The 14,839-nt window shown below is 48.0% G+C and carries 13 protein-coding genes; 4 read left to right on the plus strand and 9 right to left on the minus strand.

The window, feature by feature from the left end:
- Positions 1-26: 26 nt before the first annotated feature.
- Positions 27-998 (plus strand): pyridoxal-phosphate dependent enzyme, encoded by a 972-nt coding sequence (locus tag C8J48_RS17170; RefSeq protein WP_107728502.1) that lies wholly within the window; start codon positions 27-29, stop codon positions 996-998.
- 272 nt (positions 999-1,270) lie between these two features.
- Here the strand turns inward: C8J48_RS17170 and C8J48_RS18875 are convergent, their stop codons facing one another.
- The 5 genes from C8J48_RS18875 to C8J48_RS17195 form a co-directional block, all read right to left on the minus strand.
- Positions 1,271-1,627 carry an integrase core domain-containing protein gene (locus tag C8J48_RS18875; protein WP_245891285.1) on the minus strand — a complete coding sequence of 119 codons (357 nt, stop codon included), beginning with the start codon at positions 1,625-1,627 and terminating at the stop codon, positions 1,271-1,273.
- 312 nt (positions 1,628-1,939) lie between these two features.
- Complete coding sequence (locus tag C8J48_RS17180) at positions 1,940-2,167, minus strand: transposase (protein ID WP_107728504.1); 228 nt, start codon at positions 2,165-2,167, stop codon at positions 1,940-1,942.
- A gap of 448 nt (positions 2,168-2,615) precedes the next feature.
- A complete protein-coding gene (gene katG / locus C8J48_RS17185) occupies positions 2,616-4,829 on the minus strand; it encodes a catalase/peroxidase HPI (RefSeq protein ID WP_107728505.1) in 2,214 nt (737 codons plus the stop codon).
- A gap of 451 nt (positions 4,830-5,280) precedes the next feature.
- Positions 5,281-5,487: a CDGSH iron-sulfur domain-containing protein gene (locus C8J48_RS17190; RefSeq protein ID WP_107728506.1), complete on the minus strand. Its 207-nt coding sequence runs from the start codon at positions 5,485-5,487 to the stop codon at positions 5,281-5,283.
- Positions 5,488-5,646: 159 nt separating this feature from the next.
- On the minus strand, positions 5,647-6,015 hold the full coding sequence (locus C8J48_RS17195; protein ID WP_107728507.1) for a DUF4870 domain-containing protein: 369 nt from the start codon (positions 6,013-6,015) through the stop codon (positions 5,647-5,649).
- A 160-nt stretch (positions 6,016-6,175) separates the two neighbouring features.
- Here C8J48_RS17195 and C8J48_RS17200 point away from each other — a divergent pair, with 160 nt between their 5' ends.
- Positions 6,176-7,456, plus strand: coding sequence for a LysM peptidoglycan-binding domain-containing protein (locus tag C8J48_RS17200; RefSeq protein ID WP_107728508.1), 1,281 nt, complete (start codon positions 6,176-6,178; stop codon positions 7,454-7,456).
- A 155-nt stretch (positions 7,457-7,611) separates the two neighbouring features.
- Here the strand turns inward: C8J48_RS17200 and C8J48_RS17205 are convergent, their stop codons facing one another.
- Entirely contained in the window at positions 7,612-8,016 is a 405-nt protein-coding gene (locus C8J48_RS17205) for a hypothetical protein (protein WP_146160526.1), read from the minus strand.
- A gap of 174 nt (positions 8,017-8,190) precedes the next feature.
- Here C8J48_RS17205 and htpX point away from each other — a divergent pair, with 174 nt between their 5' ends.
- Complete coding sequence (htpX, locus tag C8J48_RS17210) at positions 8,191-9,072, plus strand: protease HtpX (RefSeq protein ID WP_107728510.1); 882 nt, start codon at positions 8,191-8,193, stop codon at positions 9,070-9,072.
- 169 nt (positions 9,073-9,241) lie between these two features.
- Here htpX and C8J48_RS17215 read toward each other — a convergent pair whose 3' ends face one another.
- Together C8J48_RS17215 and uvrA are read right to left on the minus strand one after the other, a co-directional pair.
- The gene (locus tag C8J48_RS17215; protein ID WP_170105680.1) at positions 9,242-10,501 is read right to left on the minus strand and encodes a serpin family protein; all 1,260 of its coding nucleotides are present in this window, start codon (positions 10,499-10,501) and stop codon (positions 9,242-9,244) included.
- Between the two features lie 134 nt (positions 10,502-10,635).
- Positions 10,636-13,086 carry an excinuclease ABC subunit UvrA gene (gene uvrA / locus C8J48_RS17220; protein WP_107728512.1) on the minus strand — a complete coding sequence of 817 codons (2,451 nt, stop codon included), beginning with the start codon at positions 13,084-13,086 and terminating at the stop codon, positions 10,636-10,638.
- 213 nt (positions 13,087-13,299) lie between these two features.
- On the opposite strand from uvrA, the gene C8J48_RS17225 reads away from it, so the two are divergent.
- Complete coding sequence (locus C8J48_RS17225) at positions 13,300-14,013, plus strand: TioE family transcriptional regulator (RefSeq protein WP_107728513.1); 714 nt, start codon at positions 13,300-13,302, stop codon at positions 14,011-14,013.
- A gap of 170 nt (positions 14,014-14,183) precedes the next feature.
- Here the strand turns inward: C8J48_RS17225 and C8J48_RS17230 are convergent, their stop codons facing one another.
- The gene (locus C8J48_RS17230; protein WP_107728514.1) at positions 14,184-14,801 is read right to left on the minus strand and encodes an ABC-2 transporter permease; all 618 of its coding nucleotides are present in this window, start codon (positions 14,799-14,801) and stop codon (positions 14,184-14,186) included.
- Between the last annotated feature and the right edge of the window lie 38 nt (positions 14,802-14,839).

Below are 14,839 nucleotides of genomic sequence, written 5' to 3' on the forward strand. Positions count from 1 at the left end.
GTATGGGCAACAATTGAGGTGACGAGATGACTGCAATTATAACAGCGGAAGAGGTAGAACAAGCGGTTCACCGCTTGGAGGGAGTCGCCCACCGCACCCCAGTGATGACTTCCCGCACCCTCAATCGATACACTGGAAGGAACCTCTTTTTGAAATGTGAAAACTTCCAACGAGCAGGCGCCTTTAAATTTCGCGGCGCTTATAACACCATCGCTCAACTCTCATCGGAAGAGAAAAAGAACGGTGTGATCGCTTTTTCCTCGGGCAACCATGCCCAAGCCGTTACCGTCGCCGCCCATTTGTTAGGGGTGAAGGCCACGATCTGTATGCCGACAGACGCCCCCCGTGTCAAACGGACGGCCACAGAGGAATACGGAGCAACGATCGTTTCTTACGACCGCTTGACGGAGGATCGGGAACAACTGGCACAGCAAATCGCAGCGGAAACGGGAGCAACCTTGATCCCGCCCTACGATGATCCTCGCATCATCGCCGGGCAAGGGACCGCTGCCTATGAGCTGTTACAGGATATACCGAATCTGGATGCGATCATCACACCGGTGGGGGGAGGAGGACTCTTGTCCGGTACCGCTCTCGCCGCTCGCCATCAATCGGGTACCATCCGTATCTTTGGCGCCGAACCGGCACAAGCCGCCGATACCTATCGATCGCTACAAGCCGGACGGCGCTTGGCGATCGATCCACCTGACACCATCGCTGACGGCTTACGCAATACTGCCCCCGGCTCCCTCACATTCCCGGTGATCCAATCCCTGGTGGAAGACATCGTGACCGTCTCTGAAGCAGAGATCCGAGATGCCTTACGTTGGGTGTTTCTGCGGCTCAAACTGGTGATTGAACCTTCCAGCGCCGTTCCCATCGCCGCCCTCATCAATGGCCGTCTACCAGGGGAATTCAACCGGGTCGGCATTATTGTGAGTGGCGGCAACATTGACCCTGTGGTATTGGCCGATGTGATGGGGGAAGAGCGGCAGTAAGAACGAAAAAAGAGCGATATCGATTGTCGAGGCTGCTGACAATGGTCAGCAGCCTCACCTTTTTCTGCTTTAGCTTTTTTAATTTAGTATCCCACCACTGAAGGTGGGGAAGGTTTAATGCTTACATCACTTTGGCTTGAACCGAAAATACGTGATAAAAAAGTTATTTACTAAATTCGCTTACTCAACAATCGCACCCGATTGTTGAAGATTTAATTTGAGGTAAAAGATAATATATAATTGATTCGTAATGCCCCCATAAGTCCAGACAATTAAGCCGCAGTTGAAGTGAGAGATTGGCGAAATTCTACAGGTGAGCGATAACGTAAGGCAGAATGAGGTCTGTCGTGGTTGTAAAAAGCAATAAAGTCATTTAGATCTTGCTTGGCTTGAGCAAAGGAGTCATACTCCTGTAACCAAACACTCTCTTCTTTCAATGTTCGGAACCCGCGTTCAATATAGGCATCCCCATCTGGGTTGTTGTATCCCATACGTTCGTACCGAATCCCCGCTGCTTTCATCGCTTGAACGAACTGACGACTAGTCATTTGGCAGCCGTTATCACTTCGAATCGTCAACTCTTGTCCATACACACCGTCAGGAAAGCGAATAGGAAGCGCTTGATTCACCGCTTGCAACAGTTCCCCTGGTACCCATATTCTTTTTTTAACCAGACTCGGATTCGACGATATCCATAGCCCACATAACGTACGGATGGCTTCACGCAACCGAGGATCACGCGGTCTCGACTGGGAAGCTGAATTTGTTTTCAGAAGGGCATATCCATAGGTTCGATTTAAACGAAGGGCAGAGGTGATTATGGGGACCGAATACCCTTCGTGAGCCAGTGTTTGCACCAGCTCCCGTGTACTTACCTCCGGCCCCAATCGGTCTTTTTTCGCAAGATCTCAATCTGCATTTCTTTTTCTCCCAGCAGCGATTTAGTCTCCTTCAGCTCTTCTTCCAGCTGCTTTTCTCGCTGAGAGGGGGTAGCGGGAACGTCCTCCTTCCAAGAAAGCTTCCCGCCACCGGTAGTATTGAGGCTGAGCGATGTGGTGCCGCCGGCATACCTCTGATATATTTGCCCCTGGAGCCATTCCTTCCAACACAATCTCCATCTTCTTTTCCGCACTCCACTTTCTCCGTCCCATGAAAAAGACCCCTTTCATCCCCTTTGTTCTAACTTAACATGTGTCTGGGGTCTTATGGGGTCAGTATATGAACTATATCTTCTTGCCTGACATCCCGTAGCTCTAAATTCATAATAATTACCTCCTTTTTGTTTACAAGTTAAGCTTATGCCCTCCTCTAAGGGGAGAGTCAAGTATATTGAGATGAACCTCTCTACTTACGCTAACGCTAAGAAGTGGGAGTTTCTTACCATGATTCTACTAAGTGGTCAGACTTGCAAGAGGGGTAAAAAACACCCCTCTCAAGTCCAACAATTATTTGGTATATTCACGAGCGAAAACTCGTTAAACTAATTTGTATCTTTAGGCATCCTCGTAAGGTGCTTCGGAATCGAGTGCATCATGATGTGCGAAATGCTCTCTCTATGTAGGACCTTGCCTGAAAAGGTGGTGTACTTCTTCCACCTTCCGGCAAAGTCCACGGGGTTTATGATGCTGTTGTAGTAGTAGCCTTGGTAGCCTTTAAATTAAGGTCGAAACGATCAGCATTCATGACCTTCACCCAGGCAGCGATAAAGTCACGCACAAACTTCTCTTTGTTATCATCTTGAGCATAAACTTCTGCCAGGGCACGTAAAACAGAGTTTGAACCGAACACGAGGTCAACTCGAGTTGCTGTACGTACCACTTCACCTGTTTTGCGATCACGGCCTTCATATACGCCACCGTCCACCGGCTTCCACTCAACTCCCATGTCAAGCAAATGAACAAAGAAGTCGTTTGTGAGTGTGCCTACTCGATCAGTGAATACGCCGTGCCCAGTGCCACCGAAGTTGGTACCCAGCACACGCATACCACCGATAAGTACAGTCATTTCTGGAGCAGTAAGGCCAAGCAGTTGCGCCTTGTCTACCAGCAGCTCTTCTGCACTTACACTATACTCTTTCTTCAGGTAGTTGCGGAAACCATCAGCGATCGGCTCCAGTACTGCAAACCCTTCTACATCCGTTTGCTCTTCTGTTGCATCGCCACGTCCGGGAGTAAACGGAACCGTTACATCAAAGCCTGCATCGCGTGCAGCTTTTTCTAATGCGGCACTACCGCCCAGGACGATCAAATCAGCAATGCTGACTTTCTTGCTCAGTTGCTTTTGAATGTCTTCTAGTACAGTCAGCACTTTAGCCAGTTGCTTCGGCTGATTCACTTCCCAATCTTTCTGCGGCGCAAGACGGATGCGGGCACCATTCGCGCCGCCACGCATATCGGAGCCACGGAAGGTACTTGCTGAAGCCCAAGCAGTTGTGACTAGCTCACTTACTGTAAGTCCTGAGTCCAGGATCATCGCTTTCAGCTCTTCTACTTCTGCATCGGTTAATTCATAATCAACTGACGGTATCGGATCTTGCCAGATGAAATCTTCTTCCGGAACTTCTGCTCCTAGATATCTCGCTTTCGGTCCCATGTCACGGTGCAGTAGTTTAAACCATGCATGAGCAAACGTATCTGCAAACTCATCTGGATTCTCATGGAAGCGGCGAGCAATTTTTTCGTATTCTGGATCATGACGCAATGCCATATCCGCGGTAGTCATCATCGTCGGAACACGAACGGATGGATCTTCTGCATCCGGTGCAAGATCCTTCTCAACAGGATTTTTAGGAGTCCATTGATATGCGCCTGCAGGGCTCTTTGTCAGTTCCCATTCATATCCAAACAGCAGATCAAAGTAACTATTATCCCACTGTGTCGGAGTAGGAGTCCAAGCCCCTTCAATACCGCTGGTGATTGTATCACGGCCTTTGCCGCTGCCGTGTGTGCTTAGCCAACCTAATCCTTGTGCTTCTACAGGAGCAGCTTCTGGCTCTGGACCAACGTGAGCAGCATCTCCTGCACCGTGGGCCTTGCCGAACGTATGGCCGCCGGCTATTAGGGCAACTGTTTCTTCATCGTTCATTCCCATACGTTTAAACGTTTCACGGATATCGCGAGCACTTGCAATCGGATCTGGTTTACCGTTTGGTCCTTCTGGATTCACATAGATCAGACCCATCTGAACGGCAGCAAGTGGATTTTCAAGCTCACGATCACCTGTGTAACGATTATCTCCTAGCCATTCCGTTTCAGCACCCCAATAAGTGTCTTCTTCAGGATGCCAAATGTCTGGGCGTCCTCCGCCAAAACCAATTGTCTTACCACCCATGGATTCAATCGCAACATTCCCTGCAAGAACGAGCAAATCGGCCCAAGAGATTTGGTTGCCATATTTTTGCTTGATTGGCCATAGGAGTCGACGAGCTTTATCTAGGCTAGCGTTGTCAGGCCAACTGTTAAGTGGTGCAAAACGCTGGGCGCCAGTTCCACCACCTCCACGGCCGTCACCTGTACGATAAGTACCAGCAGCGTGCCAAGACATCCGGATAAATAATGGCCCATAATGCCCATAGTCAGCGGGCCACCAATCTTGACTGTCTGTCATCAGATCCTTAAGATCCTTCTTCAAAGCATAGTAATCTAGCTTTTTAAATTCTACTGCGTAATCAAAGTCTTCATCCAAAGGGTTCGATTTTCTGTCATGCTGATGCAGAATGTTCAAGTTTAACTGGTTTGGCCACCAGTCTCTGTTTGTCGTACCACTAGATTGGTTTCGAGTCACACTTCCTGTAAACGGGCACTTTCCTGTGTTAGAAGTGTTAGCGTCCATTTGTTTATCTCCTCTCTGTTCTGTTTAAATGAAGTAGCGAATAATTATGCTTCTGATCGTAAGAAACTACAAACCGATCAACGATAATTATTCTTACTTTATAATTATACTAAAGTAACACTTAAATGGAAAGAGAAAATATCATCATACATGCTGTGATCCTTTTCCCTTTGCAAACGGTTCGAGCAGCGCAGCAAAGGCAGCTCGCGATCCCGGTTAATGGACGCCAACACAAAGAAAAAAGAGGAAGCCGTTCAGGATCTAATTAATGGTTTGTATTTACAGCCCCCTATGCATAGAGGGCTGTAAATACAGCGATCATCGATCACTCTCTTTTTTTATGAATCAAACTCTTGGATGGTTTCGCGTTTCTTATTGTATCGCTCAGTATATTGATCGTTTGTGTACTCTTTGCCGCATCGATATACGACTTCTCTTCCCTCACTTACGCTTACAACACCTTTTCCGCCCGAGCGCAATCCTCAAAGTTTCCGGAATGATTGCCGTCACAGAAGGGTTTGTTGTTGGAGAGACCACAGCGACAAAGGGCGAATTGCTTTTTGGTGGCGAATGAATTGCCCTCAGCGTCTACCAGTTCTACATCCCCACGCACAATGATGGGTCCACGATCCATCGTCTGGATTTTAACATCAGCCATCAAATCTACCTCCAATGCTGGATTGATCGTTTCTCTCCACTCTATTTTGAATATTTCACTTATCCAATTGTATTTAAACCTGATTGAACAGTGATTTTAAGCGATTATCATTTCCCCCCGACCATACAAAAACCCCCATCCAGGGGGGTTAACAACTGTTCACTTCAACTGATTTTCTGCAATCTCACCCGCTACCGGCAAACGATACCATTCTTCCTGGTACGCCTTCACCATAAGAACGATCCAGAGAACGATGGCCAGTATCTGAATCAGGGTAATAATCATCCCACCTAAGAAAGGAATGATTCCAGCTACAACTGCAATCACAGTCAAACCGCCAAAGGTAATCACCGACTGCCACGCGTGAAATTTAATAAAGCGATTCTCTTTTTCAATCAGGAGGAAGACTAGCCCGGTCACCCAGCATAAAACATAACATAAACAAGCGGCCACCTTGGGATCTAAGCTGGTCGACGATCCATTTTTCTTTTGCTCTACTTCCGGTTTGTTCTCGTTTTCATTTTCCATAGAAATCCCTCCGTCACCTTTGGGCTCAGTCGATTATTCACCTATTTCGCTATCCCTACTATATCGAAAATCGATCCCACTTGCGAGAGCGGATAAGGCCATGCACCCGCCCAATCTCATGCGAATAGCCTACAACTAAACCCCATATAAGGAGGATACCATGCAGATCATTGTGGTCAATCGGGGTGATTCCATCTGGAGTATCGCCAATCGATTCAGTGTTTCTACAACAGACATCATCCAGATTAACCAACTAACCACCCCGGAAAAACTGGTCCCCGGAGAAGCGCTTCTCGTTCCCGTTCCAGCAGGGGTGCACATTGTGCAAGCGGGGGAATCCCTCTCCTCCATCGCCAACCGCTACGGCATCAGTGTGGAAGCACTACGTCAGGCCAACAATATCCCCACCGACGGACGCATCAACCCTGGACAGCGGCTCACGATACCCGCAGCAGCGAAACGTACCATTGAAGTAAACGGCTTTCTCGAACCGGCAAATACTGAAAAAGATCGTCGGATCATTCAAGAGGTGGCGGAGTATTGCACTTATATCAGCTTGTTTAGCTATCAAGTGCAAGCAGATGGCAACTTACGCCCACTGCAAGATCAAACCGCTCTGCAAGCCTTGGCGAATACCCGTACAGTGCCGATGATGGTAATAACCAATTTTGCAGAGGGTAATTTCTCACCGACTATCGCCCGGCGCATCTTTACTGATACGACGGTACGTGACCGCTTGATCCAAAATGTTTTGACTACCATGAGACAAAAGGGGTACCGGGCCTTAAACATCGACTTTGAAAATTTGCGCACTGAAGACCGTGAACAGTACAACGCGTTTTTGCGACAGATCACCCCTCGGATCAAGGAGGCCGGTTTTCTCGTATCCACCGCCCTTGCTCCAAAAGTAGGGCCGGAACAGACCGGTGCCTGGTATGGCGCCCATGATTATCCCGCCCATGGTGAGATTGTCGATTTTGTCATCCTGATGACTTATGAGTGGGGCTGGTCCGGTGGCCCTCCGCTACCGGTGGCGCCCATTCGCCAAGTACGTCGTGTGCTGGATTACGCCGTCTCCGTCATTCCCCGCAACAAAATTATGATGGGTGGAGCTCTCTACGGCTACGACTGGACATTACCTTATGTACGCGGCGGCCCCTTCGCCAAAACACTCAGCCCACAAGAAGCAGTCGATCAAGCCCGGCGGGTAGGGGCGGAAATTTTATACGATAATCGCGATGAAGCTCCTTATTACCGCTATTACGATCAAGCGCGCAAAGAACACATCGTCTGGTTTGAGGACGCTCGCAGCATGCAGGCCAAATTTAACCTGATCAAAGAATACCGCCTGCGCGGCATCAGTTATTGGGTATTGGGACGCACGTTTCCACAAAATTGGGCACTGTTGGCTGATCAATTCAATATCCGCAAATTACGCTGACCCCAGCAAACCGACGACGGGTTGCTGGGTGTTTTTTTCCTTACGGAAAATAATTGCGCGATTCATCAGGATATTTATCACACATAATTGGCCTTTATATAAGAACTTGGTCCAACATAATTGAAACTTGATTGAGAAATCGCACCCGACTACCCTCAATCATGATCAAATTGTGGCAACTCCTTCCGACTCACTTCTTTTTTGAGAAGACCAAACCGGCTCTCGTTGCACCAAAGCGGCTTTGAAAATGTTAACACATCCATGCTCTCACTGGATGGAACGGTCTCCCCGGCAATGCGAAAGCTTAAATTAAGCACAGTCCAATCAGAGGGCTTTTCTTCCCATTGGTCATCAAGGGTGTACCCCGCATAAGTTTTTCCGCTAATATGAAGACGTCCACCGTCATCGATTCGCCAGTAAAAAGTTTCCCGCTCTAACAACACATAATGATAAAAGGCAAGCCAACCTTCGCCGTTAGCCATAAATGCGATAACGGTATCCTCCTGCGCTCCCGGGCCATATAAGACATCAACGGACCACAACCCAACCAATCGATTCATGATCATCGACCACTCCTTTTCACCGTCACTTCTTATTCAAAAAAATTACTTACAAATCCAGCCCCAAGCTCGCTAGATAATGTTAAAATTAATAATATAGGTGTAATACCTTTATCGAAAGTATTGGTCCATGTCCAACAAGCTAGAACTGCTGTACGGGGAGGTTGATCGCCATTGTTTAAGCGAATTTTCTTGTTTATCGTCGTTAACGTGCTGGTTTTGACTACCATCGTAATCTTTACTACCATTTTTGGCGTTGGCAACTATATCACTTCACAGGGGATCGATTACGGTGCTCTGTTGGCATTTAGTGCCATCGTCGGCTTTTCCGGTGCATTTATCTCACTGGCCATCTCGCGTATCGTGGCAAAGTGGATGATGGGTGTCCGCGTCCTGTCCCCCGATGATCCCAACTTGACCCAAGATGAACGATGGATCATTGAAAAGGTGCACTCCATGTCCCGTAAAGCGGGCATTCGCGAAATGCCCCAAGTTGGCATCTACGATTCTCCTGAAGTAAACGCCTTTGCAACTGGTCCCACCAAAAACCGCTCCTTGGTCGCCGTTTCTACCGGCTTGTTGGAGCGGATGGATGCCGACGCCGTCGAAGGGGTCATCGGCCACGAGGTGGCCCATATCGCCAACGGTGACATGGTAACGATGACACTGTTGCAAGGGGTAATCAACACTTTTGTCGTCTTCCTGTCCCGGATCGCGGCATATGCCGTATCACGGCTGGTACGGGAAGAACTGTCCGGCATCGTCCACTTTGTCTGTGTCATCCTATTTAACATCATCTTCTCCATTCTCGGTAGTATCGCGGTAATGGCTTACTCCCGCTATCGCGAATTCCACGCTGATCGCGGTGGAGCCGACTTCGCCGGCAAGGACAAGATGATACATGCGCTTCGCTCTCTCCAAAACCATGTTGACATGGTCGATGACAGCCAGACAGCGATGCAAACGATGAAAATCAACAGCAAATCCGGATGGCTCAAACTATTCTCCAGCCACCCGGATCTGGATGAGCGCATCGCCCGTTTGGAGCGCTCCTAATCTTTTGTTTAAGTAAAGCTTCTCATGAGTAGGATATACTCGTGAGAAGCTTTTTTTCATTTTTCGCAGCCGGGTAATAAATCGACACTCTCCTTTAAAGGAACCACACTTTCCGTAATACGTGTGTCGGAAAACGCCGCGGTTCCAAGTAGACCTCATTGAAGGCCGTTCATCCCATCTCCACCACCGATCCCATAAATAACAACGCTTCCGTTTCATTATCTTGAATCGTAAAGAAGAACGGCCGGTTTACCTCCATATTAAACGTGTTTGTGGGTACAGGTGCGGACACTAATTGCGCCTCCACCGATGTTGCAGCAGCCGCTTCCGTTCCTTCTTCATTCACCTCTATAAATGAGCGGTGTTTTACTTCTTTGATAACCACATTCTCATTAGGCGAGGCTACCATCCGTTCAAAATTGGCTCGTCCTTCATCAAACGCCACTTCCATCCCCAGCGCTTTTAACGCCTCATTTAACGTCTTATCATACTCCACCTGAAAACGCGGCAGCCGAATGTTTCCTGGTGTCGATTGAAAGTGGTCCATCCATGACTGCCAATCTTGCTCGTTCAATTGCTGCTGAAATTGCGTCAGATCCGAGTTCTCATCCGGCAGGAAAATGTTCATACTGATCCGCCCGTTTCCATATGGCAACTGTACCGCCTCAAACCCTTCCCCTTGGAAATACTTCCACTCTCCAGACTGGGACATCATCGGCACCTTTTGTGTCGACCCGTCCGCTAAGTAGAAATCACGCTCCGTTGTATACGCTTCATCAAAAGGCTCGGCCCATTCCCCTTTAAAATAGATGGCATTAAGTAAAAACAAGATCGTTCGAGGATGGATGTCATCATTGACCATTTTTTCGATTTTTCCGTTTGTATGATCATGGACCCAACCGTTGATGGTGGCGGCGGCTTTAGGATCGTTAAAATCCATCGTCGTGAGATAGGCATCATAAAACGCCTCGTTCTTTTTAAGAAACTCCTCATGAAACGTGATTCCTTCCCTACCCCAGAGCGAATTGGCGATATTTAGTTGTATATCGGGATCCGCATGTTCGATCACGTTTTTTAGCGCAGCATGGGATTGGTTGATTTCCTCCATGCTGAGATTCTGCACTTCCAGTGTGCGCACCATCGCTTCTTTTGTCTCCAGATCCGCCCCGTTATAGGTCATCGCTAAGGCCAACGATACACTAAAGGGCGACAGCAGTATATTTTTATCTTCCTCTTCTTTTACCGTCGCTTCATATAGCCCAAAGGCAAAGCGATTATTTGCGGTGATAAGACGTTTATCAATATCATCAATCTGGAATATGGGTTTATCCTCCTTCCGATGATCGCTTTCGGTTTTGTGGCCGGGTGTAAGCAAAAACGGAAAACAGATGACCGTAAGCAATGCAATTTTAATCGCTGTCGGTTTCATCATATAACCTCCCATTCCACCGTGATCACTGTAACACTATAGACGGTGGAAAACGGAAATTGTTGCAAATAAAATCAAGCACTATGTTTTAAAAAACGAAGGCCACCTCATACGGGTGGCCTCAACCTTAAACCCTAAAAATAAGCAGCGAGAAATCTGCCTGTAAAAGATTCGTTAACAGCCGCCACTTCCTGTGGTGTCCCACTAGCCATCACTCTCCCGCCGGCCATTCCTCCCGCGGGTCCCATATCGATCACCCAATCGGCAGCGGCGATAAGATCGGTATGGTGTTCAACCATCATCACCGTATTCCCTGCGTCGACCAGCTTATTCAACAACAAATGAAGATTTTGCACATCATGAAAATGTAAGCCGGAGGAGGGTTCATCCAATAGATACAAGGTGTGACCGGCGGTAGGTTTGCTAAGCTCCTTTGCCAGCTTTAACCGCTGTGCTTCTCCACCGGATAGGGTCGTCATTGGCTGTCCCCATTGCAAATAGCCAAGGCCTACTTCACATAAGAGTTCTAGCAGTTGTCTCATTTTCTTTAGCCCTGAAAATAAAGAGAGGCTCTCGTCGATTCCCAGTGCCAGAACATCGGCGATGGTATATCCTTGATAGGTAACCGCTAGGACTTCTTCCTTGAACCGTTTGCCGCGGCAGTCGGGACAGACCACCTGCAAATTGGAGAGAAAGTGCATATCGACGGAGACTTGTCCCAACCCTTCACAGCGGTCACATCTTCCACCCGGCGTATTAAAAGAGAAGTGGTTTGCCTTGAAACCTCGCTCTTTCGCCTCCGGCAATCCAGCAAACACCTTACGCAAATGTGTGTACAAATCGATATAGGTGGAAACATTGGAGCGTTGCATGCGTGTAAGGGGGGACTGGTCAACGCGGATCATATTGTCGACTCCATCCATCCCCGTGAGGGAGCGGCACCCGTTCACGTCTGTTCTTCCTTTTTCAGCGGAAGCGAGCACATCAAAGACGAGTGTCGATTTGCCGGAACCGGAGACACCGGAGACGGCAACCAGGCACTGAAGTGGAAAGGAGACCGTCACCTGTTGCAGATTGTGGCGGGTTGCCTCATGAATCGTAATCCTCTGACCGTTGCCTCGGCGTCCCTTTGCTTCCAATTTTCTCTTTTCCCGCAAATAGCGGCCGGTGATCGACTGTGACTGCTTCATCAACTCCCCCAGTGTTCCCTGACCGACGATTTCCCCACCAAAACGGCCTGCACCGGGACCCACATCAATCACATGATCAGCCGCTTGAATCACACGTTCATCATGTTCAATCACCAGTACAGTATTGCCGAGATCACGCAGCTGCTTCATGACATGAATCAAACCGTCCGTATCTTTGGGATGCAGTCCGGAGGTGGGTTCATCCAACAGATACAATACACCAGTCAGACCGGAACCGAGAATAGAAGCCAGCCTCAGCCGTTGTGCTTCCCCGCCGGAAAGCGAGATCGCGTTTCGATCAAGGGTTAAATATCCCAACCCGACACGGATCACCCGTCTCACTTTTATCAGCAAATCGTGCAGAACCGTCTCAAGTAGCGGGTCCTCATCCTGTTGACACTTAGCTTGTACACGCTCGATCCAACTGCAAAGCTCATCCAAGGAATAATGGGAAAGACGGGGCAAGGTTTCACCCATAACCGTCACACGACGGCTCTCTTCCTTTAGCCGTTCGCCGCCGCAGTCGCCGCATGTCTGGGTAATAAAATAAGCGGCATCACTGGATTGCCCCTCCTTTTCCTTGTAACGCCGCCACATTCCTGTCAGCACCCCTTCAAACTTCCCTTTGCTCACACTTTTTGGCGGTGTAATACCGGGAAAATGACGGGAGAAAGCCTCGCTTTCCACCCCGTACAGCAGCAAATCCCACTGCGCTTGGCTATATGTGTGTAAGGGCTGATCCCCTCTCATTGCAAGCCCGTAGTGCTTCCCCGCCGCTTCCAGGATGTTCGCCTGGTAGTCATGCAACATGCCGTGCCAAAAGGTGACTGCACCCTCGCGAATACTTTTCTCTTTGTCAAAGACAGCCTCAGCATCGATCTCTACCACTCTTCCCAAACCGCTGCATCGGGGGCAGGCACCGTTGGGAGTATTAAAGGAAAAATCCGATTTGGTCAACCGTGAATGGAGATGCCGGCAATCGGGGCAGTGAATAACCGTACCCTCATCATCCGTCGCTGGCGGGATGATCGCCTGGCATTGGTTACACTGCATTTCCCCTTTCTTTTGAAACACTAGGCGCAAATACGTATACATGTCGGTTACCGTTCCTACCGTTGACCGCGGATTGCGGTTGGTGATATGTTGACCGATGGCGATCGAGGGAGAAAGGCCCACAATCGAATCCACCTTCGGCTTTTCAATTGATTCCGCTGACATCCCACTGGATTCCATGTATTGCCGCTGACATTCCCGCTGTAAAATATCCAGCGCCAGTGTCGATTTCCCCGACCCTGACGGTCCGGTAACGACCACGAGCTGGTGCTTAGGAATCTCTAGCGAAATATTTTTCAAGTTGTTTTCTCGTGCTCCCTCAATGCGAATTCTCCCAATCATACAAAACCCTCCTTCAATTCAATGCAAGATAATCCTCCACCGCCATTTTATAACTCTAATGCAAGTGAGAAAGTTAGAAGTCATTTATCCCTAAAATTATCGGTTTAGTGCGTCGTCATGTTTAGCGTAGGACTTTAATCTTTTTCTCTAATGTTTGCCTAAGGAGGGTCTTGTTTGATATAGTAAAGATCCACTTTAAGGGAGAGATGGAAGATGCGCTACTACAAGCCGATTGAGATCGCAAGAGAGCTCCACATCAGCACCAGCGCATTACGACATTATGAATCTTGGGGAGTCGTTCCGGCACCTGCGCGTGCTAAAAATGGGTATCGTCTGTATACATCGGAACATTTGGCTTATTTCCGTTGCCTGCGCGCCATGTTTCCCGGATTTGGGGTAAAGCTGACATGTGATGTGCTTCGCCACATTCAAAATGGAGAGGTGGATACCGCTTTCTGGATTGTCAACAAAGAACAGGCCAATCTGCAGCAGGAAAAAGTGGTTGCCGACCAGACGCTTGCTCTACTACAAGATCCTAGCCTTCCTCTCCTGAAAAATAAAAAGAAAAAAAACCAACTAACCATCGGCGAAGTTTCCACACTCACCGATGTACCCGCTTCTGCCATTCGCCATTGGGAAAAGGAAGGACTCCTGTCGCCGGAACGAGATCCCGAGAATGGATATCGGCTTTTCACCCCTGTGCATATCCGGCAGATTTTGCTGATACGCACCTTGCGTAGAACCGTCTATTTTTTGGAGAGTATGAAGGAGATTGTGCAAGCGGTGGAGCATCAGAGCATTGAACAAGCGAAAAAAGTGACAGAACATGCGCTCTTACGCATCCATGAACGCAATCGCCAGCAATACTACGGCGTCCATCGATTAGTCCAGCTGTGTGAAGAAGTGGGGTTGATGAAGCAGGGGTGATGGTTTCATTATTGAAAAAAACTTCTCAACGTGTTTAGAAACACATGAGAAGTTTTACCCTCATTCATTATTCCGATTAATTTCAGCCATGATCATCCGCTCAAGAAATTCGGATATTTTTTTAACCGTTTGTCCAGAAAAATCAAATTCGGCTCAGACCCCGTGAATTATTAAAACTGTTTAGCTACATAGACACGCACTGAAATTATCCAAGATAAAACCAAAATAACGATAGCTGCTGCAGTTATTCCAGTAATCAAAGCTACAGTTGAATACTGTTGGAGGAGAAGAGTGACGGTATCGAGAAAGTTTGTATTTGCGATATGCGGTGCAAGTGCCAGTATACCGACCATTACTACAATGAAAACATAACCCATGAATCGAGGTCCGAAAATCATGTAAGCCGGATAGTAAAGTGCAATCGTAATCATAATAGCAGCAGCAGTCAGCGCGATGCTCATCTCAGTTAGCGGTGTATTGACTGGGATAACAGCGTTCATGACGATCGTTAATATTAAAAGCAGCATACCGACCAGAAGTCCACTCACATATTTAGAAGCGATCACCAATCGGCGATTAACGGGAAGGCTATTAATCAGGATGTGACTATTATTTTGCTCATCAACGTAAGTCGTAGAGAACAGAAAGATGCCTGCAAATAATACCGATAAGAATGAGGGTATTTGATGACTATCAGTGATAACCCATGCTGTAATAGCGAAAAAGATAAATGTTGAAGCATACGTCGATTGATTTGCATAGTATTCCTTTAATAATAATTCTTTCATAGTGTCTGCCTCCTTGAAATTATAATTTCTTGACGGGC

This window comes from Desmospora activa DSM 45169, assembly GCF_003046315.1.
Taxonomy (GTDB): Bacteria; Bacillota; Bacilli; order Thermoactinomycetales; family DSM-45169; genus Desmospora; species Desmospora activa.

Excerpts from the sequence above, each read along its gene's own strand:
- C8J48_RS17230 (WP_107728514.1), bottom strand. The coding sequence starts at position 14,801 with ATGAAAGAATTATTATTAAAGGAATACTATGCAAATCAATCGACGTAT.
- C8J48_RS17190 (WP_107728506.1), bottom strand. The coding sequence starts at position 5,487 with ATGGCTGATGTTAAAATCCAGACGATGGATCGTGGACCCATCATTGTG.
- C8J48_RS17195 (WP_107728507.1), bottom strand. The coding sequence starts at position 6,015 with ATGGAAAATGAAAACGAGAACAAACCGGAAGTAGAGCAAAAGAAAAAT.
- katG (WP_107728505.1), bottom strand. The coding sequence starts at position 4,829 with ATGGACGCTAACACTTCTAACACAGGAAAGTGCCCGTTTACAGGAAGT.
- C8J48_RS17215 (WP_170105680.1), bottom strand. The coding sequence starts at position 10,501 with ATGAAACCGACAGCGATTAAAATTGCATTGCTTACGGTCATCTGTTTT.
- C8J48_RS17180 (WP_107728504.1), bottom strand. The coding sequence starts at position 2,167 with ATGAAAGGGGTCTTTTTCATGGGACGGAGAAAGTGGAGTGCGGAAAAG.
- uvrA (WP_107728512.1), bottom strand. The coding sequence starts at position 13,086 with ATGATTGGGAGAATTCGCATTGAGGGAGCACGAGAAAACAACTTGAAA.
- C8J48_RS17225 (WP_107728513.1), top strand. The coding sequence starts at position 13,300 with ATGCGCTACTACAAGCCGATTGAGATCGCAAGAGAGCTCCACATCAGC.
- C8J48_RS17170 (WP_107728502.1), top strand. The coding sequence starts at position 27 with ATGACTGCAATTATAACAGCGGAAGAGGTAGAACAAGCGGTTCACCGC.
- C8J48_RS17205 (WP_146160526.1), bottom strand. The coding sequence starts at position 8,016 with ATGAATCGATTGGTTGGGTTGTGGTCCGTTGATGTCTTATATGGCCCG.
- C8J48_RS17200 (WP_107728508.1), top strand. The coding sequence starts at position 6,176 with ATGCAGATCATTGTGGTCAATCGGGGTGATTCCATCTGGAGTATCGCC.